Annotated in this window: 24 protein-coding genes; 16 read left to right on the top strand and 8 right to left on the bottom strand. The window is 35.4% G+C overall.

From position 1 onward, the window contains the following. Positions 1–224 precede the first annotated feature (224 nt). Positions 225–515: an HU family DNA-binding protein gene (locus EIB73_RS06150; RefSeq protein WP_039346147.1), complete on the bottom strand. Its 291-nt coding sequence runs from the start codon at positions 513–515 to the stop codon at positions 225–227. Positions 516–562: 47 nt separating this feature from the next. Between EIB73_RS06150 and mutY the strand changes: the two genes are divergently transcribed. From mutY to EIB73_RS06125, 5 genes are all read left to right on the top strand, one after another. Continuing rightward, positions 563–1,606 (top strand): A/G-specific adenine glycosylase, encoded by a 1,044-nt coding sequence (gene mutY, locus EIB73_RS06145; protein ID WP_125023636.1) that lies wholly within the window; start codon positions 563–565, stop codon positions 1,604–1,606. Positions 1,607–1,808: 202 nt separating this feature from the next. Next, positions 1,809–2,366 carry a gliding motility lipoprotein GldD gene (gldD, locus tag EIB73_RS06140; protein WP_125023635.1) on the top strand — a complete coding sequence of 186 codons (558 nt, stop codon included), beginning with the start codon at positions 1,809–1,811 and terminating at the stop codon, positions 2,364–2,366. Between the two features lie 101 nt (positions 2,367–2,467). Further along, positions 2,468–3,388 carry a PfkB family carbohydrate kinase gene (locus EIB73_RS06135; protein ID WP_125023633.1) on the top strand — a complete coding sequence of 307 codons (921 nt, stop codon included), beginning with the start codon at positions 2,468–2,470 and terminating at the stop codon, positions 3,386–3,388. A 137-nt stretch (positions 3,389–3,525) separates the two neighbouring features. Then, complete coding sequence (locus tag EIB73_RS06130; RefSeq protein ID WP_125023631.1) at positions 3,526–5,355, top strand: peptidylprolyl isomerase; 1,830 nt, start codon at positions 3,526–3,528, stop codon at positions 5,353–5,355. Between the two features lie 65 nt (positions 5,356–5,420). Continuing rightward, positions 5,421–6,794 carry a peptidylprolyl isomerase gene (locus EIB73_RS06125; RefSeq protein ID WP_125023629.1) on the top strand — a complete coding sequence of 458 codons (1,374 nt, stop codon included), beginning with the start codon at positions 5,421–5,423 and terminating at the stop codon, positions 6,792–6,794. A gap of 352 nt (positions 6,795–7,146) precedes the next feature. Here the strand turns inward: EIB73_RS06125 and EIB73_RS06120 are convergent, their stop codons facing one another. Then, positions 7,147–8,232 (bottom strand): tyrosine-type recombinase/integrase, encoded by a 1,086-nt coding sequence (locus EIB73_RS06120; RefSeq protein ID WP_125023627.1) that lies wholly within the window; start codon positions 8,230–8,232, stop codon positions 7,147–7,149. A gap of 185 nt (positions 8,233–8,417) precedes the next feature. Here EIB73_RS06120 and EIB73_RS06115 point away from each other — a divergent pair, with 185 nt between their 5' ends. From EIB73_RS06115 to EIB73_RS06090, 6 genes are all read left to right on the top strand, one after another. Further along, positions 8,418–8,849 (top strand): hypothetical protein, encoded by a 432-nt coding sequence (locus tag EIB73_RS06115; RefSeq protein ID WP_125023625.1) that lies wholly within the window; start codon positions 8,418–8,420, stop codon positions 8,847–8,849. 163 nt (positions 8,850–9,012) lie between these two features. Then, entirely contained in the window at positions 9,013–9,585 is a 573-nt protein-coding gene (locus EIB73_RS06110; RefSeq protein WP_125023623.1) for a hypothetical protein, read from the top strand. Further along, entirely contained in the window at positions 9,582–10,022 is a 441-nt protein-coding gene (locus tag EIB73_RS06105) for a DUF3276 family protein (RefSeq protein ID WP_185144635.1), read from the top strand. Before EIB73_RS06110 ends, EIB73_RS06105 begins: the two co-directional genes overlap by 4 nt. A 179-nt stretch (positions 10,023–10,201) precedes the next feature. Then, on the top strand, positions 10,202–10,939 hold the full coding sequence (locus EIB73_RS06100; RefSeq protein ID WP_228411287.1) for a phosphodiester glycosidase family protein: 738 nt from the start codon (positions 10,202–10,204) through the stop codon (positions 10,937–10,939). A 176-nt stretch (positions 10,940–11,115) separates the two neighbouring features. Next, a complete protein-coding gene (locus tag EIB73_RS06095) occupies positions 11,116–11,622 on the top strand; it encodes a Crp/Fnr family transcriptional regulator (protein WP_125026066.1) in 507 nt (168 codons plus the stop codon). A gap of 56 nt (positions 11,623–11,678) precedes the next feature. Continuing rightward, positions 11,679–12,230: a DinB family protein gene (locus EIB73_RS06090; protein WP_125023619.1), complete on the top strand. Its 552-nt coding sequence runs from the start codon at positions 11,679–11,681 to the stop codon at positions 12,228–12,230. Positions 12,231–12,448: 218 nt separating this feature from the next. Here the strand turns inward: EIB73_RS06090 and EIB73_RS06085 are convergent, their stop codons facing one another. Next, the gene (locus EIB73_RS06085) at positions 12,449–13,987 is read right to left on the bottom strand and encodes an IS1182 family transposase (protein ID WP_125023617.1); all 1,539 of its coding nucleotides are present in this window, start codon (positions 13,985–13,987) and stop codon (positions 12,449–12,451) included. 137 nt (positions 13,988–14,124) lie between these two features. Here EIB73_RS06085 and EIB73_RS06080 point away from each other — a divergent pair, with 137 nt between their 5' ends. From EIB73_RS06080 to EIB73_RS06060, 5 genes are all read left to right on the top strand, one after another. Beyond that, complete coding sequence (locus tag EIB73_RS06080) at positions 14,125–14,538, top strand: hypothetical protein (RefSeq protein ID WP_125023615.1); 414 nt, start codon at positions 14,125–14,127, stop codon at positions 14,536–14,538. 2 nt (positions 14,539–14,540) lie between these two features. Beyond that, positions 14,541–15,146, top strand: coding sequence for a hypothetical protein (locus EIB73_RS06075; protein ID WP_125023613.1), 606 nt, complete (start codon positions 14,541–14,543; stop codon positions 15,144–15,146). Positions 15,147–15,294: 148 nt separating this feature from the next. Then, entirely contained in the window at positions 15,295–16,179 is an 885-nt protein-coding gene (locus EIB73_RS06070) for a hypothetical protein (RefSeq protein ID WP_125023611.1), read from the top strand. Positions 16,180–16,346: 167 nt separating this feature from the next. After that, a complete protein-coding gene (locus EIB73_RS06065; protein ID WP_125023609.1) occupies positions 16,347–16,895 on the top strand; it encodes a GNAT family N-acetyltransferase in 549 nt (182 codons plus the stop codon). 150 nt (positions 16,896–17,045) lie between these two features. Then, positions 17,046–18,650, top strand: a complete 1,605-nt coding sequence (locus tag EIB73_RS06060) for a DUF4435 domain-containing protein (RefSeq protein ID WP_125023607.1) — start codon at positions 17,046–17,048, stop codon at positions 18,648–18,650. Between the two features lie 231 nt (positions 18,651–18,881). Here the strand turns inward: EIB73_RS06060 and EIB73_RS06055 are convergent, their stop codons facing one another. The 5 genes from EIB73_RS06055 to EIB73_RS06035 all read right to left on the bottom strand — a co-directional run bounded on the left by EIB73_RS06055 (position 18,882) and on the right by EIB73_RS06035 (position 23,909). Then, a complete protein-coding gene (locus tag EIB73_RS06055; RefSeq protein WP_125023603.1) occupies positions 18,882–20,000 on the bottom strand; it encodes an IS91 family transposase in 1,119 nt (372 codons plus the stop codon). Further along, positions 19,984–20,949: a tyrosine-type recombinase/integrase gene (locus EIB73_RS06050; RefSeq protein ID WP_125023601.1), complete on the bottom strand. Its 966-nt coding sequence runs from the start codon at positions 20,947–20,949 to the stop codon at positions 19,984–19,986. The genes EIB73_RS06055 and EIB73_RS06050 overlap by 17 nt, the downstream gene beginning before the upstream one ends. A 247-nt stretch (positions 20,950–21,196) precedes the next feature. Further along, a complete protein-coding gene (locus tag EIB73_RS06045) occupies positions 21,197–21,586 on the bottom strand; it encodes a hypothetical protein (protein WP_125023605.1) in 390 nt (129 codons plus the stop codon). 255 nt (positions 21,587–21,841) lie between these two features. Next, positions 21,842–22,960, bottom strand: coding sequence for an IS91 family transposase (locus tag EIB73_RS06040; RefSeq protein ID WP_125023603.1), 1,119 nt, complete (start codon positions 22,958–22,960; stop codon positions 21,842–21,844). Beyond that, positions 22,944–23,909, bottom strand: a complete 966-nt coding sequence (locus EIB73_RS06035) for a tyrosine-type recombinase/integrase (RefSeq protein WP_125023601.1) — start codon at positions 23,907–23,909, stop codon at positions 22,944–22,946. The genes EIB73_RS06040 and EIB73_RS06035 overlap by 17 nt, the downstream gene beginning before the upstream one ends. Between the last annotated feature and the right edge of the window lie 857 nt (positions 23,910–24,766).

Raw genomic sequence — 24,766 nt, 5'->3', positions numbered from 1 at the left:
TTAAAAACAAAAATATAGCTGGTGAAGTTTTAAACATATAAAAACACCAACTATATTGTTATATTGTAAATCGCAAAGAGATTATTTTTTCTTGTGTCTGTTTGCTCTTCTTCTTTTCTTTCTTTTGTGAGTTGCAACCTTGTGTCTCTTTCTTTTCTTTCCGCTTGGCATAATTTAAATTTTTTGGTTTGTAACGTATATTTTTCTTGAGTTAATTAATTTAATTATTTTACTGCTACTTTAGTTTTTACTTTCTCTACGAAGGTTTTCGAAGGTTTGAAAGCAGGAATATTATGAGCAGGAATTTCAATTGCAGTATTTTTTGAAATATTTCTTCCCGTTTTTGCAGCTCTGGTCTTAATAATGAATGAACCGAAACCTCTTAAGTAAACATTGTCTCCATTGTACATTGATGTTCTGATCTCCTGCATAAAAGCTTCTATAACTTTCTGTGTTTCATTCTTTTCAGTTCCCAATTTATTTGAGATGGTATTCACCAATTCCGCCTTTGTCATTTCCTTTATTTATTTATATTTTTGGTGTGCAAATATAATAACTATTTTTGAAAACAAAAAAACAAAATGCTGATTTTCTTCATGTTGGTAGGAAATTACTGGATTGGTACAAAATCCATGGCAGAGATTTACCCTTTAGAAAAACCAGCGATCCATATAAGATTTGGATTTGCGAAATTATTTTTCAGCAAACCCGAATTGAACAGGGTTTAAATCATTACAATAATTTTATCCAAAGGTTTCCCGATCTAAAAACATTAGCTGCTGCTGAAAATGATGAAGTGCTGCTTTACTGGAAAGGTTTGGGCTATTATTCCCGGGCCTTAAATCTTCACAAAGCAGCGCATCAAATTATGACTGAATATAAAGGAGTGTTTCCGCAGGAATATGATGATATTTTGAGGTTGAAGGGTGTGGGCAAATATACCGCCGCTGCCATTTCAAGTATCTGCTTCGGAAAAAAAATCCCGGCCGTAGATGGGAATTTTTACCGGGTTTTATCGCGCGTTTTTGCAGATGATTTCGACGTTTCAAAATCCAAAGCTTTTGATTATTTTTCCGATCTGGCTTTAAAGGCAATGCCCGAAAATGAAGCTGGAACTTTTAACGAAGCCATGATGGATCTGGGCTCAGAAATATGCAAACCCAAAAATCCTTTATGTGAAAATTGTCCTTTAAACGAAGATTGCCTTGCTTTTAATCTGGGCAAGATTCAGGATTTTCCCGTAAAAACTAAGAAAACGAAACCCACCGATTTAGCACTTCAGTATTCTTTTGTAGAATTTGAGGGTGAATTTCTCATTAAACAGCGGGGCGATGACTTTATCTGGAAGAAATTATACGAGTTTCCCATTGAAGTTCCGAAAGAATGGAATGCTTTTATTACCCGTCAAAAAACGGTTCTTCATAAACTGACCCATAAAAATTTGAGCATAGTCATCAATCACATTGTGGTGGAATCGCGGGAAATGATGGAAATATTTGCCGACGAAAATGGTTTTATGATCGTGAATGAAGAAGAAGCGCATCAGAAATCGTTCCCGAAACCATTAGAGAATTATCTTGCGGATCGATTTAAAAGTAAGTTATAAATGTCAACTGGATTGGTATTTTTCAACCACAAAAGTCATAAAAGCTTTATATTTATTAAAGTTCGGATCTACGTTATAAATCTGCGAAAGCTTGTACGTTTCGATTTTGGATAATTTCCCTTTATTTTATCGTTTTCCAGAAGTCATTTTGATCCATGACGATCTTTATTTAAAATTTAAAACTAATTCGTATTTTTGCGCAATGTTTAAAAAACTCATTTTCACTTTTTTAGGATTGTTTTTGATTTCCTGTTCAGAAGAGGCGAAACCAAAACCGAGTGGAGAACTCCGTTTGGAATATCCGGTGGCGAAATATCAAACTTTTATCAGCCCTTGTGATTTTACTTTTCAATATTCTGATTACGCCAAAGTTGAAAAAGCGAAAAATGAATGCTGGTATTATATTTCATATCCTAAAATGAAGGCCAAGGTTTATTTAACCTATTTTCCTATTCACAATGATTTTGATCTGCATGTAAAGGAATCTGAGAAAATGGTGTACGAACATACCATAAAAGCAAGTGCGATCGACACGAAATCCTTCAGCTTTCCGGAGCGTAAGGTTTTTGGCAATTTTTATGAACTTAAAGGTCAAACGGCCTCCAATATTCAATTCTTTGTCACGGATTCTACCCGGCATTATGTGACCGCAAACCTTTATTTTAATTCGCGCCCAAAACCTGATTCTTTAGGTCCGGCGGTTGATTATATAAAGAAAGACCTGCAACATATGATCGATACTTTTGAGTGGAAAAATTAAACAATGATCACATCAGATGAGATGTGAGCTCAGAATTGGCGTTTTAAAAATGAAGATACAATTCTAAGAGATAGATATTTTAAAAATAAAAAATTAGATAAATGAAATTATTAGTCGTTGGTTCAGTCGCTTTTGATGCTATTGAAACCCCATTCGGGAAAACAGATAAAATCTTAGGCGGTGCAGCCACTTATATCAGTATCGCATCATCTATTTTGGGTGTGGAATCCGGAATTGTTTCGGTTGTCGGAGGAGATTTTCCACAAAGTGATTTAGACATGCTTTCCGGAAGAGGTGTAAACATCGAAGGAATAGAAATCGTAAAAGAAGGTAAAACTTTTTTCTGGAGTGGTAAATATCACAACGACTTAAACTCCCGTGATACTTTGGTTACTGAAGTGAATGTTTTAGAGAACTTCGATCCAAAAATTCCGGAGTCTATGCAGGATGCAGAGATTCTATTGTTAGGTAATTTACATCCGGGCGTTCAGCTTTCTGTTTTAGAAAAAATGAAAAACCGTCCGAAACTGGTGATTTTAGATACCATGAATTTCTGGATGGATTCTGCGTTGGATATTTTAATGCAGATGATTGCAAAAACCGATGTCATCACCATTAACGATGAAGAAGCAAGACAGTTATCGGGTGAATATTCATTGGTGAAAGCCGCGAAAAAGATTCATGAGATGGGTCCGAAATATGTGATTATTAAAAAAGGAGAACATGGCGCCTTATTATTTCACGACGGAAAAATATTCGCAATTCCGGCATTGCCTTTAGAAGAAGTTTTTGATCCAACCGGAGCAGGCGATACTTTTGCGGGCGGATTTGCCTCTTACCTCGCCAAAAAAGGATCCTTTACTTTTGACAATATGAAGGCAGCTTTAATTGTAGGATCTGCGATGGCTTCCTTTACCGTGGAAAAATTCGGAACCCAAAGACTGGAAGAAGTAACAGAAAGCGACATGATGGAAAGAATCAACAGCTTCAAAGAATTAACCACTTTTGAAGTAGAAGTTTAACTTTTCTGTAACGTACGAATCTGAACAGCTACTCATCTAGCCTTAATAAGAATGAGTTTGATGCTTTTAAAGCATTTTCAGAAATCCAATAAAAACAACAATTGAATTAATCTTCAACGAAAATGACAGATAGAACAATGAAAAAAATATTCGGAGCCATTATGTTATTTGGTTTAACATCTGCCGTTTCCGCGCAGTATATGATCATCGGAAAAGACAGTATTTCCCTGGATCAGTTCAAAAAAGAATATAAATACGGCTTAGAAAATGCAGGGATTGAGAATACCATTAATACGACTCAGAATTTCTATCTGTTTCAGCAATTTGCAGCTGATATGAAGGCAGATACGTTATCTTCTTTCCAAGATAAGATGAACGAGAAGCTGGGAGAATTACGGTCGAAATATTTCTTTCCGCCGAAGGTGATGGATCCTGTTTTAAATCAGTATGTGAAAGACAATCAAACGGAGAAAGAAGTTCAGGTTTTTGTTCTGGAGAAAAAGGAGGGTGACCAAACCAATTATCAGCAGGTTTACAACGATGTGAAATCCGGTAAAATAACAATTGAAGAAGCGATAGAAAAATATACGAAGGCCGATCCAAAACCTGTTTTTATTAAAGCTGGAAGTTTAGATAATCAAATGTATTCGGAAATTAAAACTTTGCCGAACAATTCCCTGACTAAGTTTTACGACACGCCATCTTATATTGGATTTGCCAAAGTTTTAAATTCCAGACCAAGTTTGGGTTATATGATTTTCGGTACCGTATCTTTCCCGAAAGATGAAAATTCTGAAAGTATCAAAAATAAAATTTATGCTGACCTAAAAGCGGGCAAAAAGTTTCAGGAAGTTGCGAAGTTGTACGGCGCCAACGACCACGAAAAAAACAATGGAGGAGTGGTAATGGGTTCACCTACGCTGCCCAATGAAGTTTATTCAGTATTCAAAGGTCAGAAAGCCGGTTTTTATACGCCGGAGCCTATTCTGTTTGGGGAAAACTATTTCATTTTTAATATTTACAGTATAGAACCTTATATTTTAACGGAGAAGAACAGGGCTTTCTTTTTACGGGAAATGAACAGTTCACTGTATGCGGAAATGGTGCAGGATCAAATGACGGCTTATTTAAAAACAGATCCTACCTATAAAGAATTTCCGGCGTTTAATAATGTGAAGAAGTCTTATCAAAATTTTGCGGCAGCGAAAGACAGCGATCTTCTTTATCAATATAAAAACGAGAAAATCACCGTTGGAGATCTGAAAAAGCTGATGGGTGAAAAGAAAAGCGAAGCTGAAAAATTGTCACCCGCGAAATGGTCAGAAGTACTTTCAAACGTAAATACGCAGGATGTGCTTCGAATCTACAGCAAAAATTTCACCTCACTTAAAGAGGTGAAGCAGGAGCTGAACGATTATAAAAAAGGATTGTTTTCGGATTTTATTTTCTCCAAATATTTGACGGAAGAAATTGCGAAACACCCGGAATGGCTTACCGAATATTACAACCAAAACAAAGCGAAATATGTTTGGGGCGAAAGAGCAGACGGTCGCGTTGCCATCATTGCCGATCCGAAACTGAACACAGAAATTTCGAAAGAAATAAAAGATCCGAAAGGCTGGGAGGCATTGAAAGCTAAATATGCAGGTAAATTAAATGCACAAAAGCAAGTTCTCGTGAGTTTTGAAAAAGGAGAAATGTCGAAGGAAGCCGATGTCTTTACAAAATACAAGGTGCCTTTTAAAACGGGAGTTCACCAAACCGAAATGGGAGCGCGCTCTTTGGTTATTGCCATTGATCAAATTTTGCCGCCAACGCAAATGACACAAGCAGAAGCCACGGAAGAATTAAAAGACGCAGTGAACGAAAAAAAATTGAATGAAATCATTGCGCTGCAAAAAGCAAAAACAAAAATTGTGATTCAACCTGAATTCATGAAGGATTTAGAAAAGAATTTTAAGAAATAATTATAATAAAATATGCAAGTTATTTGGATTAGAATGATAATTTTGCAGATTGATAAAAAAGCTATATGAATAAGAACGTAAAAACAACCTTGCTCCTGACCCTTTTAATGGTGTTTTTTGGCATCCACAGTCAGGCACAGTCGCAATTGAAAACCGGCGATTTGGTCGATGGGATTGCCGTGGTTGTAGGTGATGAAATTATTTTGGAATCAGATATAGAGGATCAGGCCACCTTTGCGAAGCAACAGGGCGCAGCGGTTACAGATAAATGTGAATTCGTAGAAAGCATCATCAATAATAAACTGTTGATCTATGAAGCCAAAAGAGATACGCTGATTGAAAACCGTTCGGCGGCGATCAAAGAAAACGCAGGTCAGAAATATGACCAGATTTTGGGTCAGTTTCCAGACGAGAAAACAATGCTCGCTACTTATAAATTCCGTACGTCTTACGAAATGAAAAACGCCATCGAGAAAATTGATACCGATAATTATTACGGACAGATGAAGTATGGTCGTATTACGGATAAAGCCGATGTTACGCCAAATGAAGTAACCGACTTTTTCAATATGTACAAGTTTCAGTTACCGGAAGTGAAAGATGAGGTTTCCCTCTCCCAAATTACCATGTATCCGAAACTTACGAATGCACACAAAGACGAGATCATTGCAAAGCTGAATAAAATAAAACAGGATATCCTGAACGGCGAAAGTTTTGAAAGCCAGGCGCGTATTTATTCTGAAGATCCGGGATCTGCGGCAAACGGTGGATTGTACAAGAATATTGCGAAAGGAAAGATGGTAAAACCCTTTGAAGCCGCGGCTTTAAATTTACAGGAAGGCGAAATGTCAGATCCGGTAGAATCTGATTTTGGCTATCACCTGATCATGTTGGTGAAGAAAAGCGGAAAGAATTACGACGCGCGTCACATTCTTTTAAAAGCAGAACCGAACGATGAAGAAATTGCGTCTGCAAAAAAGGAAATGGACAGCATCCGAACTTTGATTATGGATGGTAAACTGACCTTTAAAGATGCGGCCTACCGTTTCTCTGATGACAAACAAACCAAGTTCAATGCGGGAATTGTAACCGCTGAAGATGGATCTGATAAAATCGAAAAACTCAATTTGCCGCCTACCATCGCTTATCAGATTGCGGGCTTGAATAAAGGAGATATTACCGATGTATTTCAAGATGTGGCACAGCAGGACCGAAAAACCGTAACCATTGTAAAAGTAGATGATGTGATCGCGGCGCACCAACTGGACATTGCCACCGATTATAACCGAATTAAGCAAATGGCGCTGAACAAGAAGAAAAACGAAATGGTAGAAAAATATGTGAAGGAAAGATTACCGAATGTATTTATCTCCATCAACGACCGCTACAAGAGTTGTGTTTTCAAAACCGACTGGCGAAAAACGGCCGACAATAAATAAGATCAAAATCTCTGCAATCGCGGAGATTTTTTTTTGCTCTTTATTTTCTTTTTTTAGGAGTCTGAAGGTTTGGGGTTCTGTGAAGTTCCGCACCTGCTTTCCGCTGTATCTTTTGCTTCACGCTGTTCCGCAAAAGGATGCCGCTGCAATCAGGACTGGAAGAAAGGAACCGTCTCTTTTTTTAAGCAAAATGTTTTGGGAAGGGGCCAAATCTGCAGCCCGACCTGAGTGGAGCTCTTTTTCTTTTTTCGCAGAAAAAAGAAAAAAGCGGGAACGGAGGGCGGAAATGTCTGCCCAAAGAAAATGTAACAAATTAATCCTATTGCTCAATTATCCACAACGCTGTAGTCTTCTAAAGACGGTCTAAAGGCGATGAAACGCTGGAAACGGTGCGGTCGGTGACGTGAGTGTAATTCAGGGTGGTTTTGATATCGTTGTGACCCATTAATTTTTGAATCAGGGAAATATCAGTACCAAATTCGAGCAGATGAGTTGCGTAGGAATGGCGCAAACTGTGAATGCCGACGGTCTTTTTTATGCCGGCTTTGTTCATTGCGGTTTTAAAAACCGACTGCGCACTTCTGATGGAGTAGGGGCCGCCAGCTTGCCCTTCAAACAGAAAAATCTTGGGCAAATAGGCGCGGTAGTAGATCCTTAAATCTGCCAGGATGGTGAGCGGCAAATTGACATAACGGTCTTTTTTTCCTTTGCCTCGGGAGATGAGGACTTTCATGGTTTTGGAATCGATGTGTTCTATTTTGAGTTTTACGATCTCGCTCACACGCAGTCCCATGCCGTAGCACAACTGCAGAATGAGTTTGTGTTTTGGGTTTTGGGTCACCTCAAACAGCTTTTTTATTTCTGAAGTATTTAGGGCTTTTGGGAGCAGCATTGGTTTTTTGGGTCGCGGAATATCGAAAAATATTTTGTCCTGATGCAGTACTTTTTCAAAATAAAATTTGACGGCGTTCATTCGGCTGTGGATCTGGTTTTCGGAGAGGTTCAAGTCTTTGTGACAATAGAGGAAATAGCTTTGCAGTTTTTCTTTGGAGAGTTCTTCTACGGGAAATGATTTGAGGATGTAGAGGAGTTGTGCAAATTCTAAGGCGTAGACGCGCATGGTGTTTTGACTGAATCCTTTCAGTATTAAATGGTTGTGATATTTTTGAAAGGCGACTAAATTACAAGGGTGAATTTTCAGAAGTACTTCTTTGCCGACCATCTTTCTGTCGAGTCCAAAGAGGTCGCGGTTAAAAGGGGTGTCGGCAACGTACCAGGATTTTTGGGTATTTGACCAATGGGCTTTTGTTACGCTTTTCAGCATTTTAACCAAAGTGAAATCATTTGGAAATTTGATCCAGATGATATTTTTATTACGGTGCGTGCCTTCTGTTGGGACGAAGTATTTTTTATCAAAAACGGGCTGCGTATTTTCCATAGCTGAAGATGCGTATTTGAATAGTTAAATCTGCGTGTTTTGTATAGTCGTAAAGTTAAAACAAAACCAAAGCTCTGGGAGTGGTGTTTTCACCCTAAATAAAAATTTTTGTTGGTATGAGAAAGTTGCGTATATTTGAGAGTTAGCAGAAATGGTAAAACGAAATATTATCAAAATAAAGTAAAATGAAAAATTTAGTTTTAATTGTAATTGTAATTCTTTCAGTTTTTTCTTGCAGAGAAGACGATTGTTTCACTCCGCCTGAACCAACGATATTTAAATTTGTCAATATTAATAACGAAGACTTGATTAAAAACGGAACAATATCTACTTCAAATATATTCATTCAAGAAAACCTTGGAAATGGAAATTCAAATGGTGTACAATTTGAAATAACCGACGATAGTAAGATTTTGCTAAAAAATATTGGCAATACCGACGGAATAAAAAATTACGATGTTTATATAAACCTTCAACCAGAAGTTAAAAAATTTAGTTTCTCCCTTAAATCTTCAAAAATTACTGGGAAATGTTCAGGATATAAAGTTGAAAATATAACATTTCAAAATATAACGGCAGTAAAAGAGAATGCATATTACAAGTTAACAATTGAATAACCACATCTGCTAACATCGTATTGGCAATAGTGCGGAGGAATCGCAAGTTTGACCATTTTAGATGTTCCGAAGAGTAATTTATAATAAGAAAGTTTCCGCGTTAAAGCCGCACCATCGCCAATACGCGGAACGTTAGCTGTCATTTTAAACAAAACTCTCGTCTATGAACAAACTTCCGACCTTTGACATAAGACCAAACGGAGAAATATCAAACGAATTCTTGAAAAGAAACGTTTTAACATTTCTTCAAGCGACTGAATATATTCAAAATTTGAATTACGGAAGAAATTCAAATAAAGACGACTTAAAGACCATTTTTACAGACAACAAAGGAACTTGTAGTACCAAACACGCTGTACTAAAGCAATTAGCAAATGAAAATGATTTTGACACCATCAAACTGACACTTGGAATTTTCAAGATGAGTGCAGATAATACACCAAAAGCTGGAAATACTTTATCAAAAAACAACTTGAAATATATCCCAGAAGCACATAACTATTTGAAGTATGAAAATGAGGTCTTCGATTTTACTAAACAAAACTCGTCATCGGCTGATTTCATAAATGATTTACTCTTTGAAACGGAAATCCAACCAAATGAAATTAACCAACCTAAAATTCAAATACATAAGAATTTTTTGATAAATTGGCTTCACAAAAATAATAACATCAATTACACTCTTGATCAACTTTGGAAAATTAGAGAGCAATGTATTCAAGATTTATCAGAATGAACAAAAATGAATTACATACCGACAAAATAACCAAAGGAAACCGAACTTACTTTTTCGACATCAAAAAAAGTGAGAAAGGAGATTTGTATCTAACTATTTCTGAAAGCAAAAAGTCCGACAATGGTTCAGAACATCACAGAGTAATGATTTTTGAAGAAGATTTAAAAGACTTTGTAGATACATTTAGAAATTCATTAGTAAAATTTAAGGAACTTCAACAACCTCAAACAGAAAGCAAAAAATATTCGGTGGAAACAATTCGGGAAGTGCATCAACAAGCCTACCAACCTTGGACTAAAGAAGACGATGAAAAACTTGAATTGTTATTTTGTGAAGGAAAAAAAATAAAAGAACTTGCTCATATCTTCGCAAGAAAAGAAGGAGCAATAACATCTCGAATTAAAAAACTCGAACTAAAAGAAAAATATGGACGATAAAACCACCCACACGCTGAAAAAACGACAGCTAACAAGGTATTGGCTATATGGCGGGGAAACCGCTCCGATTAAACATTTGTGCAAAATTGAACGTCAGTAATTCTAATCAACTTTTGTGCTAAAAATCCGCCACATCGCCAATACCCCACCCGTTACCTACAACCATTTCAAAACAATCCGTGAAAGTAAAGAAAGTTTTTATATTGATGTTATTACTTATTCTTGTGATTGCAGGAATATTTGCTTACTCTCAAAAACTAAAAGTTGAGGACGATCAATTTGTATATTACATTGTTGACACGAAAAAACAAGAAATCATACTTTATTGGAAGGACAATAAAAAGAATAACTTTAAAAGTATTCAAAATTTGAAAAATTGGGTTGAAAAAGATAACAAAAGATTAGTTTTTGCAATGAACGGGGGAATGTATAAGCAAGACAACTCACCACAAGGACTTTTTATAGAAAATAAAAGACAGATAACCCCTTTGGATACGACAAATGGAAATGGAAATTTCTACTTAAAACCGAACGGAGTTTTTTATATCACGATGGATAATTTGCCTGCGATTTGTAATGCATCAAAATTAAGTAACAAATTAAATATAAAATATGCAACTCAATCAGGACCGATGTTAGTAATTAACGGACAGATTCATTCTGCGTTTAAAGAAGGTTCAACAAATCTAAATATTAGAAACGGAGTTGGAATTTTGCCAGATAATAAAGTCGTCTTTATAATGTCAAAAAGCGAAATAAATTTCTATGATTTTGCTAACTATTTCAAAAGTTTGGGTTGTAAAAATGCTTTATATCTTGATGGCCTTGTTTCACGAACATATCTTCCTGAAGAAGATTGGGTGCAAACAGATGGAAATTTTGGAGTAATAATCGGCGTAACGACAGATGAACAATAAAATATAGCAGCAGGTAACACAGTATTTCTATTAGCGGGTCGGAAGTTATATCATAAAATACTTTTGTTAGTTATTCAATTTGGTATATTTACCAAGACTTGTTATAAAAAGCCGCCGCCAACAGAAATACCCAGCCGTTGGCTGCAAGCATATCGAAACTCACGACCAGACAGAAGATGAAAGAAATAGTTGAACTTTCGGACAAAGAAATTACAATCGACAGAAATGAGTTTCTGAAAGTAAAAGGTAGCATTGACACTAATTTGTATTATATCGAAAGCGGAAGTTTAAGAATTTTTGTGTTAGACGATTATGAAGAACAAACAATACGTTTTGGTTACAAAGAAAATTTAATCGTTTCGTTGGACTCTTTTTTGACGGGAAAACCTTCTGACTTATATATTCAAGCAATTAAAAAGACTGTTGTAAAGGTTATAACCAAAGAACAAATTGAAAAATTTTTAGAAACTGAAAATAATAGAAATTTATGGACGAAGATTTTGGAAAACTTAGTTCTTCAACAAATGGAACGTGAAATTGATATTTTGAAAAATTCACCCAAAGAACGATACGAAAGAGTTTTAAAACGAAGTCCGCAACTTTTTCAGGAAATTCCAAACAGACATATTGCAAATTATTTGAGAATGAGTGCCGAAACATTATCAAGACTAAAAAAGTCTTGACTTCAATCAAGGTTTATGGAAAATGCTTTTTAGAACTTTGCATAAAATTTAAAATTATGCAATCAGAAAAATTGATACAAACACTACTGGAGCAGACAAGACAAATAATCAACCAAGCAGAAAAACTAAAATCTTATGATTTGAATACATTAACGTGGAAAGAAAACGAAATTTCGTGGAGCGTTTTGGAGTGTTTGGAACATTTGAACTTATATGGCGACTTTTATTTACCACAAATGGAAAGTAAAATAAAAAATTCATCTACCAAAACCGACATTGAGTTTAAAAGTGGAATTTTAGGAAGTTACTTTGCAAAAAGTATGTTGCCAAAAGAAAAGTTGAATAAAATGAAAACATTTAAAGACAAAAATCCATTAAATTCAAATCTTGACAAAATTGTAATTGACAAATTTATAAACCAACAAATCAAACTTTTGGATTTGCTAAATCATTCAAGAAATGTGAGTTTAAACAAACTGAAAATTCAGACTTCAATTTCAAATTTAATCAAACTAAAATTAGGTGACACTTTTCAGTTTTTTATCAATCATATTATTAGACATTTAAACCAAATTGAAAGAATACAACAAAAAATGAAAAATGCCTGACAGCCAACAGCAGTTTGGCAAAATGGCGGGTTTAGTGCTAAATTCAACGGCAGTTCTTCGATTGAACTTTTGTGCAAAACTGAACATTTGTGCTTCGATTTCCGCCACTTCGCCAAGCTGCAAAACGTCAGGCTGTGAATAAACTCAGCTTTCCAGTAATTCCTTAAGAAAACCAACCTTCCACACCTCAATAAATGCGTTTTAAGATCGGCTATTTTTTATGCTGCAATTGATAATGTATTTTCCAATGGGGCTAAAATAAACGCAAAACAAGTCTGTCTAAAAACAAAACAACCTTTCGCTTTGTAAGGTGACTTCCAGTTCTTCAATTTGGCAATTAATTCCGGAACTCCAAGAATATTTATCGCACGTTTGATGTTATACACCAGCATGATTAAACTGTGTTCACCATTTACTTTTTCAAGTCCCGTTAAATTCGTGTGATTGTAGCCCCACTGCCTTTTGATTGTTCCGAAAATATGCTCGTTGATCTCCTGCCGCTTTCGGTATAATTGCGCATTAGCTTGGTAGCGCTGATTGTTTTCTGCAACAGCATCGGCATATTGACTTCTATCAATCTCTCGGCCTCCTGTTCTGCTCGTACAAAGTGATTTTACAGGACATTCTTTACAAGCTGGAGTTCGGTATTTTTTGAAGTCGTAGCTGTCTCTATCGCGGGTTTTCTTGTGCCATCGTCCCGTCGTTTTTAAAACTTGGTTTGCCGGACAAGTGTAAGTGTCATCGTCTGTATTGTAAATGAATTTTGAAACAAAATAATCTGGTTGAGTGCCATTTTCGTTGCTTTTTCCCTGATCTGGATGCGCAACAATGGTGATAATGTTTTGCTCTTTGCATTGGGTGATTTCCCGACCATTGTGATAACCTTTGTCAACTAAAGCAGTGAATGTTTCAATTCCCAAATTCTCCTTAGCTTCAATTGCAATTGCGCTCAAAGCATTACGATCATTACGATTAATGGTGTGTGTAGCCACAACCAAATTATATTGAGCATCAACAGCGGCTTGAATATTATAACTTACTTCTACAACTTGCCCCTGAACCAACAGTGCTCGTGAATCTTCATCGGTAGTACTTATCTGAGGTTCGCCACTTGCTTTTAGTTTTTCTTCTAAGACTTCGTAGCCGAGTTTATTTTTCTTTAATCTTTCAATCTTTTCCTGAATCTTAGTGATTGTCATGCTATTTTCTTTCTCGTCATTCTGAGCCAATTCATCCAGGTATTGCTGTGTTTTCTCTTCAATATAAGCCAAGTGTTTATCAATTTTCTTTTGATTAAAATTGGCTTTTTTGCTGTTGTGCGCTCTACTTTTAGTACCGTCAATGGCGATGGTTTCTCCAGCAATTAGATCTGCATCTTTCAAAAAAGAAACGAATACTTTGAACAGCTTTTTTAAACCCGACGGATTGTTTTTTCTAAAATCAGAAATGCTGTGGTAATTGGGTACAAGTCCAAATAAAAGCCATTGTAATTCAATATTGCGCACACATTCTTTTTCGAGTTTCCGTGAACTCCGAAGTCCATTCAGATAACCATACAAATAGATTTTGAGAAATGTTTGCGTACTGAAACTCGGTCGTCCTTCCGTTTTTAGCATTTGCAGTTCAAAACCTAATGCTTTTAAATCGATATTCTCAACAAAGGCATCTACAAACCGAACCGAATTATCTTCAGAAATCGAATCTTCTAAACTTGTAAAAACCATTTGATTGCGGGCTATTCCTGTGATGTGTTGCATTATTAAATATACGAATTTCCTCCCGTATTATTGAAATAATTTAGCTATTTTTGAAGTAATAAACGGAGGTTTTTTCACAGACTGACGTTAGTGGCTAGTTAACCTGAACGAAACGTAAAAAATAAACTTAATAAGAAATGAAAAAAATATTTATATTGCTTACAACTCTTTTGTTTATGACTTCTTGTCAATTAAAATCTGATAAATCATTAACCAAAATCATTGAAACGAAGATTAAAGACAATCCAACGAAAATAGATTTAACTTTGATTGACAAACTAGATTATGACAAATTATTAATTTTAGAACCATATTCTAACATAGAAAAAACTCAAACTGAATTGAACATTGATTTATCAAACATAAACGGAAATCAAATTCATCTATCAGATGGAATTAATTTACTAGTTTTTTTGAAAAATAATAAATCAATTAAAATATCTGAATTAAATCGGAAAAATGGTGATTTTGAAGATTATAAAGTTTTTATAGATAGAGAAAATGCATTATTTGAAAAGGACAAAAATGGAATTATAACTTTAGCAAAATAATTATGAAGAAAATATTATTTATTTCAGTAATACTTTTAACATTAAACACTTTTGGACAAATAAAATCTGAAAAAGTAAATGGATTAAAAATAGTAAAGCAAGAAACTGTATCTGAAAATGATACTATAATTAGCGTAAATTATATAAATAAAATTGAAAGTGATAGAAAGCCAGCTTATTTTATAAATGGAAAACTAACAAATGAAAGTGTTTTGAAAACATTAAATCCAAATGAAATTGAAAATGTTAATGTCGAAAAAGGTAATTTTGAAATCGAAAATGTAAATTATAAGGGAAAATTATATATTGTAACTAAATCGACTTATAAACCAAAATTAATTTCATTAAATAATTTGAAAATGAAATATACAAGCATAAAAGAAAACTCTACAATTTTTAAAATAGATAATGAAATAATAAATGCTGACTATGAAAATTATGTAGTTGATGAGAATTATATTTTAAAAATAAATGTAGAGAAATTTGAAAATAGTCAAGAAAAATTGAAATTTAACATTGTCAATCTAATTACTAAAACCGAAGAAAACATAAAAAAATCAAAAGAAATAATAATTCGTGGAAAAGACAAATTTGCAATAAATAAATAACCAGACACTAACAGCAGTTTGCAAAAATGGCGGGTTTTGGGCTTAATTTAAAGTTGGTTTTGTACTTGCAAAGTCAAGTGAAGAACCGAAAGTCTAGGCTCCCTTAATCCGCCACTTCTGCAAGCTGCAAAACGTTATGCGACATTTTATGAAAACACCGCTAATATTAATATTTTTTGTTTTAAACACATTTTTATTAAATGCACAAATTTCTAAATTTGTGTTGATTGACGGTATTGATAAAACACCGATCAGATATGCAAACATAAAATCTCAAAATAGTGATTACGGAACGTCATCTGATTCTCTAGGAAATTTCCTTTTTGAAAAGCAATCCCAAGTTTTAATAAACGCTGTTGGATATGAGAAAATCAGCCTTGATTTGATGCAAAAAAATTCCAACATTGAACTTTTTCCAAAAGAAAAACTACTTCAAGAGGTCATTTTATTCAAAAGAAAAAACCAAAATGAAATACTGCTTGACGAATTTAAAGCATCAAAAATTAATCAATATTATGGATTATCTGCAACACAAAATTCGTCGTGGATAATCGGAAAATTCTTTGAAAACAAATCTTACAAAAATAAATTTGTAAAAAACATAAAAATTCTAACCAACAGTATGGTGGAAAATTCAATTTTCAATGTTAGAATTTATTCGGTTGACAATTATGGTAATCCTATGAATGAATTATATAACGAAAACATTATTGGAATCGCAAAAAAAGGCAAACATAAAACTAATGTAGATTTATCATTCACAAATGTTATAATTCCTGAAAATGGAATTTTCATCGCTGTAGATTGGATCAAAAATCAAAAAAATTCATATGAATATAAACATACAATGAAAAATAGTAGCGAAAAACTGTTAGGTAAATCGTACTCTCCTTCTTTCGGAAGTATTCTAAGTCAGGATGAAAATAAGACGAAAATTTTTAGAGGTAACAATTGGCAACCAGCAATTAAAGACATGACCAAAAATACAAATAGTTACTGTATTCTTGCTATGGAACTGACATTAACAGATTAAAAAAACGCCGCATAACATCGTATTGGCAATAGTGCGGAGGAATCGCAAGTTTAACTATTTTAGATGTTTCGAAATTTAATTTTTAATAGAAAAAGGCGGTATTTTAAGCCGCAACATCGCCAATACGCAAAACGTTATACGAGATTGCAAAAAAATATCGTCACCAAATGAAATTTCTTTTAATAAACCAAGAAACGGACAGATTAAAATTTCGAAATTTAGAAGATTCTGACTTTGAAAATTGGTTGGAATTATTCAAGGATGATGAAACTGCACAATTGCTTGGAATGACAGAATATAAATCGCCACAAGAACGTTGTGAAAAATGGTTTGAATGGACATTTGACAGGTATGAAAATAATCTCGGTGGACAAAATGTTTTAATTTCCAAGGAGGACAATAAATTAATTGGGCAATGTGGACTTTTAGTAAGGGAAGTTGAAAATAATTTTGAATTAGAAGTAGCCTATTCTATTCTGCCTGAATATCGAATGAAAGGATTTGCAATTGAAAGTGCAAAAAAATGTAGAGACTATGCTTTTGAAAATAATTTTCACGATAGACTGATTTCTATTATTGTTCAAGAAAATCTAAATTCAAAAAAAGTTGCCTCAAAAAATGGAATGAAATTAAATCGCCAAATAAATTATGGAAATAAATTGATGGATTTATTTCAAATTAATAAAGCAGATTGGGAACACAGCAACCCCGTATAACACGGCATTCCTACAAGCGGGTATGAAGTTTTCATCGAAGATTTTAGCGGTTAATTAAGATTTTAGCAAGTAGAAAATTTTCGTATTTTTATCCCGCCTGCAGAAATACCCAACCGTTATGTGGCATTTTAGAGAAACACCTTACAAAATATGAACATACAATTACCAACTAAAAAAGGACAACCAAATACTAATCCGATTATTGACTTTGAACAACTCGTTATCGTGGGTGCAAATGGTGCAGGAAAAACAAGATTCGGTTCAGATATTGAAAAGAGGTATTTAGGGCAGACTCACAGAATTTCAGCCCAAAAATCTTTATCCTTTCCCACAGAAGTTAGCCCAAAATCAAAAGTAAGGGCTGAAAACGAATTTCTATATGGTTATTATCAAGAGAACCAAAACCAACAGCAACAAGTAAACAACAAAAATTACTATCGCTGGCAAAATAATTTCAATACTTTTTTATTAAATGATTATGAAAAACTTCTTGTGCTACTGCACACAGAAGAATACGAAGAATCTCTTGATTTCAAAGAAGGAAGAATAGAAAAACCTATTACAAAACTTGACAGAGTTCAAAGTATTTGGGAATCGGTACTACCACATAGAAAATTACACAAAAGTGCAGGTGTAATACAAGCCTACCCATCAGGACAAGAAGCTTCAAAATATAATGCTTCTGAAATGAGTGATGGTGAAAGAGTTATTTTTTATTTAGCAGGTGAGGTTATTTGTACACCATCAAACTCAATAATAATTATAGATGAGCCAGAGATGCATATTCATTCTTCTTTAATAAAACCATTTTTCGATTTAATTGAAGCAGAAAGGCTAGATTGCTCATTTATCTATTTAACTCATAACATAGACTTTGCCTTCACAAGACAAAATGCCAAGAAAGTTTGGGCAAAATCTTACGAGAATAATGTTTGGGATTATGAAATATTAGATGAAAACTTACCTATACCAGAACAATTATATTTAGACGTACTAGGTAGCAGAAAACCAATAATTTTCATAGAAGGCGATAGTAGTAGTATTGATTATGAATTATACGAGCAAGTTTATAATGATAAAACTTTGAAGCCGGTTGGTAGTTGCGATAAGGTTGTTCAAGTTGTGAAAGCATTTAGAGACCAACAAGGATTTCATCATATTGAATCATTTGGGATTATTGATAGAGACAGACGTCAGCAAATTGATGTAAGTGCATTAAATAGAAATGGAGTTTGGGTTCTTGACGTTGCGGAAGCAGAAAATCTACTTTTAATAGAACCTATTGTCAAAGAAGTTGCAGGCCATATGGGAAGAGATGTAAATGACGTTTTCAATCAAGTGCGTCAGAACATAATTGATTTTTTTGCAAGTAAAATCGACAACCAAATATTATTGCATTACAAAGAAATGTTGCGAAGAGAGTATTTAGCATTATCAAACTTTACATCAATCGACATTGCATCTGCACTTGTTGAGATTGATTCAACTTTTGGAGGAATTGACAAACAGGCAATCTATACTCAAATAGACACTGAATTTAGGGACATTCTCGCAAGACAAGATTATGATGCAATTTTGAGAGTATTTAATTTAAAGAATGCTTTGATTCCAAACTCGAAAGTTTGCGAATTAACGGGAATTAGAAACAAACTAGATTATAAGAATATTACTGTAACTCTCTTAAAGCGAAAGGATGAAATTTCAAGCATCATAAAAGTTGGTATTGACAGTAAAATAATAAAAAACGCCACATAATAACTAAGCTTTCGTCTTGTCCGCAGGACACGAGATGAAAGCCTGTTGAACGGAACCTTCGGTGGCTTTTTCTCCCCAGTTGGTCACCTTATGGAGTTATCGTTTCTAGAATTTAGGATATTAGAGCAGTTTTTTAGAAGGACTGCTTTTTTGTGGAACTGAGGTGAGATTTTTTAAGCACTCACCGGCTTTTCTTTACTTTTAAGATATAAAATCCCTTACCCACAAAGTTTATTTTGCAGACGAGGCATTGAAAACGGCAAGAAAATCCTGAGGTGGGCCACGTTGTCCGAAAAGTGCGATGGTGATTAAATTTCCTTCCTTGCAACACCGGCATTTTCTGAGCAAAGTTTGAGGTACAAAAACAGTTCTTTTCACTTCTAAACTTTCTTGTAAATCCTGAAGTTTTCCACGCTTCCAGCAGCTGCTCAAAATCCCGTAATGTCGGATTCTCACAAATCTTTTAGGCAAAATATGAAGACTAAATCTGCGCACAAATTCAGTATTCGATAAAGTCATTTCCTTTTTCTGACCTTCTTTGCGATAATCTTTGTACCCAAAACGAACTTCTTTATCCGTAACTTCTTTGATCCGATGATTGCTGATTGCAACTTTGTGGGTATATCTTCCTAAATATTCAATCACCTGTTTCGGACCGCCAAAAGGTCTTTTCGCATAAACGACCCAGTTTTTGGTGAAGAGTTGATCCATTAAATCCTGGTCTTCAATTCCAGAAGCTCTTAAGGAAGCCACAAACTTTGCTCGAAAAACTTTGCTCATCGCCTTTACACAGAAGAGATATTTATCGGTTCTCATTTTCTTTTTCCATTTGCCATTTTGATCAATTCCACCGCCTGGAACAATACAATGTAAATGAGGATGAAGACTCAGATTTTGTCCCCAAGTATGCAAAATCGCAATCATTCCGAGTTGCATCTGTTCTGTTTTACCGAACTGATTTAATGTTGCCCAAGCTGCTTCAAATAAGGTTTTATACAATAATGCCGGTTGAGAGATCGCCAAACCATTCAACTCTTCAGGAAGCGTAAAAACCACGTGGTAATAACTGCACGGCAATAATTCCTGCTCGCGTTTCTGGATCCATTCTTCTTTTTTATGACCTTGACATTGCGGACAATGGCGATTACGACACGAGTTGTAACTGATGGAAATATTTCCACAACCATCGCACGCATCAATATGACCACCCAAGGCAGAAGTTCTACAATACGACAAAGCGCGAAGCGTTTTTTCCTGATGAACTGTAAAATTCTGAGCCGACAAATTGATTTTACGAAGAACGTCGGCAACGCTTCCGCTTTGTTTATTTACCTTACTTCGGGTTTCCATTTTTACTGCATAAAGCGAAAACGGTATCCAAAGGACTGTGGGGTTTTTGATCTGACAACTGACAGACATGAAGATATTCCATCGTCGATTCGATTCTTTCATGACCCAAAAGTTTTTGAACCATAATGATCGAAACTCCATCTTCCAATAAATGCGTGGCAAAGCTGTGTCGCAAAGTGTGCGTATGAACAACTTTGGTAATTCCGGCTTTTTTGCTCACCGTTTTGATGACCCATTGAACGCCTCTTTGACTGTATCTGGAATCAAAATCTTTGGTGTGCGTTGTGGAAGCACCTGTGCTGAGCGTAGTCGAAGCATCAATCTCTTCAATATTTCTATTTTGATTTCCATTGAATAAATATTGAGTCGGATTTTCCACTGAAATAAAGATTTTCAGTCCCCGAATTAAATGCTCGGATAAAGGAACATAACGGTCTTTTTGACCTTTACCCTGAACAACATGCAGCATTTGTCGGTCAAAATCAAGATGATGAAGTTCAATATTTCTTACTTCCATACATCGAAGTCCGCACCCGTAAATCAGACCGATGAGCAGTTTGTGTTTCAGTAACTGCGCCGTTTGAAGCATACGCCAAACTTCCTGACGGCTTAAAATAGTCGGCAGTTTTTTGACTCGTGGAATAGCCGGAAGATGTAGAAAACTATAGGGTAATCCTTCTGCTTTCAGAAGAAACCGCAGTCCATAAACCGTATGTTTAAAGTAAGTCTGGGAAGGTGTTTTGCTGCGCTGTTGAAGTTGGAAGAGATAATTTTTGACCTGTTCAGGATCCAATTCGGTGGGTAAAGTTTTAAAATGCAGCGCAATTGCTGCTACATGCCTGGAATAATTATCAAAGGTTCTGGGACTTTTTCCCTGGATTGAAATATTTCTTTCGAAACGTTGTATCAGTTCCGAAAAACCATTAACTTCGCTCGAAGCGCGATTCAAAATTTTGTTCGTTCTTAAATCCTCCGGAGATTTTTTTTTGTAGCCATTTTAGAGATTTTATTTTATGTTATGATCAAACAAAGTTAATAAAACAGCCTCAGGAAAAGCTACCGGAGGTTTAGTTCAACAAGGTATTGCCAAAAGCGGGGTTGAACGGCTTCAATTGAGCATTTGTGCAAAGTTTAACATTCGTTCTTCTATTAAACTTTTGTACTAAAAATCCCCGCCTTCGGCAATACCCGAACCGTTATGCGACAGTTTCATCAAAGATTGCGTTTAAAGCGTTGTGTGAGAGTTTTAAATTTTTACCACCTCTTGACTGAAGTAAATCTTCTATTTTTTGAAAATGATTAATGAAATAATTAATCTCCCTATTAGATATATTTTCAAATAAAACCTTTTCTTTGGCTTTTATGTAATCGTACAATTCCCGAGCATCATAATCCATATCTTCTTCACAGAATGAATTTCTTTCTGGTCTCATTTGGGGTTCTTCCAAAACATTCCCATTTTCATTACACGGCACAAACATTTCGAGTTTTAGCGGTTGTTTTAGGAAATCTTTATAGTTATGTAAAACACGCAATTGGTAGTTTAGGTCACCTGTGTGTAGGAATTTATCAATAAAATCCGTCATCGGGATTAAAAAACCGTCGCATAATAACTAAGCTTTCGTCTTGTCCGCAGGACACGAGATGAAAGCCTGTTGAACGGAACCTTCGGTGGCTTTTTCTCCCCAGTTGGTCACCTTATGGAGTTATCGTTTCTAGAATTTAGGATATTAGAGCAGTTTTTTAGAAGGACTGCTTTTTTGTGGAACTGAGGTGAGATTTTTTAAGCACTCACCGGCTTTTCTTTACTTTTAAGATATAAAATCCCTTACCCACAAAGTTTATTTTGCAGACGAGGCATTGAAAACGGCAAGAAAATCCTGAGGTGGGCCTCGTTGTCCGAAAAGTGCGATGGTGATTAAATTTCCTTCCTTGCAACACCGGCATTTTCTGAGCAAAGTTTGAGGTACAAAAACAGTTCTTTTCACTTCTAAACTTTCTTGTAAATCCTGAAGTTTTCCACGCTTCCAGCAGCTGCTCAAAATCCCGTAATGTCGGATTCTCACAAATCTTTTAGGCAAAATATGAAGACTAAATCTGCGCACAAATTCAGTATTCGATAAAGTCATTTCCTTTTTCTGACCTTCTTTGCGATAATCTTTGTACCCAAAACGAACTTCTTTATCCGTAACTTCTTTGATCCGATGATTGCTGATTGCAACTTTGTGGGTATATCTTCCTAAATATTCAATCACCTGTTTCGGACCGCCAAAAGGTCTTTTCGCATAAACGACCCAGTTTTTGGTGAAGAGTTGATCCATTAAATCCTGGTCTTCAATTCCAGAAGCTCTTAAGGAAGCCACAAACTTTGCTCGAAAAACTTTGCTCATCGCCTTTACACAGAAGAGATATTTATCGGTTCTCATTTTCTTTTTCCATTTGCCATTTTGATCAATTCCACCGCCTGGAACAATACAATGTAAATGAGGATGAAGACTCAGATTTTGTCCCCAAGTATGCAAAATCGCAATCATTCCGAGTTGCATCTGTTCTGTTTTACCGAACTGATTTAATGTTGCCCAAGCTGCTTCAAATAAGGTTTTATACAATAATGCCGGTTGAGAGATCGCCAAACCATTCAACTCTTCAGGAAGCGTAAAAACCACGTGGTAATAACTGCACGGCAATAATTCCTGCTCGCGTTTCTGGATCCATTCTTCTTTTTTATGACCTTGACATTGCGGACAATGGCGATTACGACACGAGTTGTAACTGATGGAAATATTTCCACAACCATCGCACGCATCAATATGACCACCCAAGGCAGAAGTTCTACAATACGACAAAGCGCGAAGCGTTTTTTCCTGATGAACTGTAAAATTCTGAGCCGACAAATTGATTTTACGAAGAACGTCGGCAACGCTTCCGCTTTGTTTATTTACCTTACTTCGGGTTTCCATTTTTACTGCATAAAGCGAAAACGGTATCCAAAGGACTGTGGGGTTTTTGATCTGACAACTGACAGACATGAAGATATTCCATCGTCGATTCGATTCTTTCATGACCCAAAAGTTTTTGAACCATAATGATCGAAACTCCATCTTCCAATAAATGCGTGGCAAAGCTGTGTCGCAAAGTGTGCGTATGAACAACTTTGGTAATTCCGGCTTTTTTGCTCACCGTTTTGATGACCCATTGAACGCCTCTTTGACTGTATCTGGAATCAAAATCTTTGGTGTGCGTTGTGGAAGCACCTGTGCTGAGCGTAGTCGAAGCATCAATCTCTTCAATATTTCTATTTTGATTTCCATTGAATAAATATTGAGTCGGATTTTCCACTGAAATAAAGATTTTCAGTCCCCGAATTAAATGCTCGGATAAAGGAACATAACGGTCTTTTTGACCTTTACCCTGAACAACATGCAGCATTTGTCGGTCAAAATCAAGATGATGAAGTTCAATATTTCTTACTTCCATACATCGAAGTCCGCACCCGTAAATCAGACCGATGAGCAGTTTGTGTTTCAGTAACTGCGCCGTTTGAAGCATACGCCAAACTTCCTGACGGCTTAAAATAGTCGGCAGTTTTTTGACTCGTGGAATAGCCGGAAGATGTAGAAAACTATAGGGTAATCCTTCTGCTTTCAGAAGAAACCGCAGTCCATAAACCGTATGTTTAAAGTAAGTCTGGGAAGGTGTTTTGCTGCGCTGTTGAAGTTGGAAGAGATAATTTTTGACCTGTTCAGGATCCAATTCGGTGGGTAAAGTTTTAAAATGCAGCGCAATTGCTGCTACATGCCTGGAATAATTATCAAAGGTTCTGGGACTTTTTCCCTGGATTGAAATATTTCTTTCGAAACGTTGTATCAGTTCCGAAAAACCATTAACTTCGCTCGAAGCGCGATTCAAAATTTTGTTCGTTCTTAAATCCTCCGGAGATTTTTTTTTGTAGCCATTTTAGAGATTTTATTTTATGTTATGATCAAACAAAGTTAATAAAACAGCCTCAGGAAAAGCTACCGGAGGTTTAGTTCAACAGTGTATTGGCAAAAGGCGGGGTTGAATCTATAAAACCACTACCCGATGTCTTTAGCCGCAGCTGCTTTTCATATTGTTTTTTTCCTTAATTTAGACAATCTGAAAAAGCATCTGCTCCGGTTGGTCGAAATTGAACTTTCAGTTAAATTTAGCCCGCCCTTCGCAAATACTTTTTCCGTTATGCGACATTTTACAAAAACACTACAGAAAAACCAATAAATAAAAATAGAATTATGAAAATATTAAAATTAACACTATTAATCATAGGATTGATTGGAATACTCGCTTCTCTTTACAACATTTATATTGAAGAAACTTTAAATGGAAACAAGTTTGGTTTGATTTGTTCCGCTTTTTTGATTTACATTTCATTTAGAACTAATTCCTTGGAATCATACATTGAGGCTGTAAATGTTAAATCAAACAAAAATTGAATATAGATATTGAGTGGCGGAAAACTGTCTAAAAGTGTTTTCACAAAAATTATGAAAATTACAGTATTGAAATATAGAATACGTGGATAATTATTAAAAAACCGTCGCATAATAACTAAGCTTTCGTCTTGTCCGCAGGACACGAGATGAAAGCCTGTTGAACGGAACCTTCGGTGGCTTTTTCTCCCCAGTTGGTCACCTTATGGAGTTATCGATTTTAGAATTTAGGACAGTAGAGCAGTTTTTTAGAAGGACTGCTTTTTTTAGGAACTGAAGTGAGGTTTTTTGAAGTAC

It is taken from the genome of Kaistella carnis (assembly GCF_003860585.1).
GTDB classification, from domain to species: domain Bacteria; phylum Bacteroidota; class Bacteroidia; order Flavobacteriales; family Weeksellaceae; genus Kaistella; species Kaistella carnis.
Note: the sequence above shows the minus strand (reverse complement) of the source record. Positions and strands in the feature narration are given on the sequence as shown.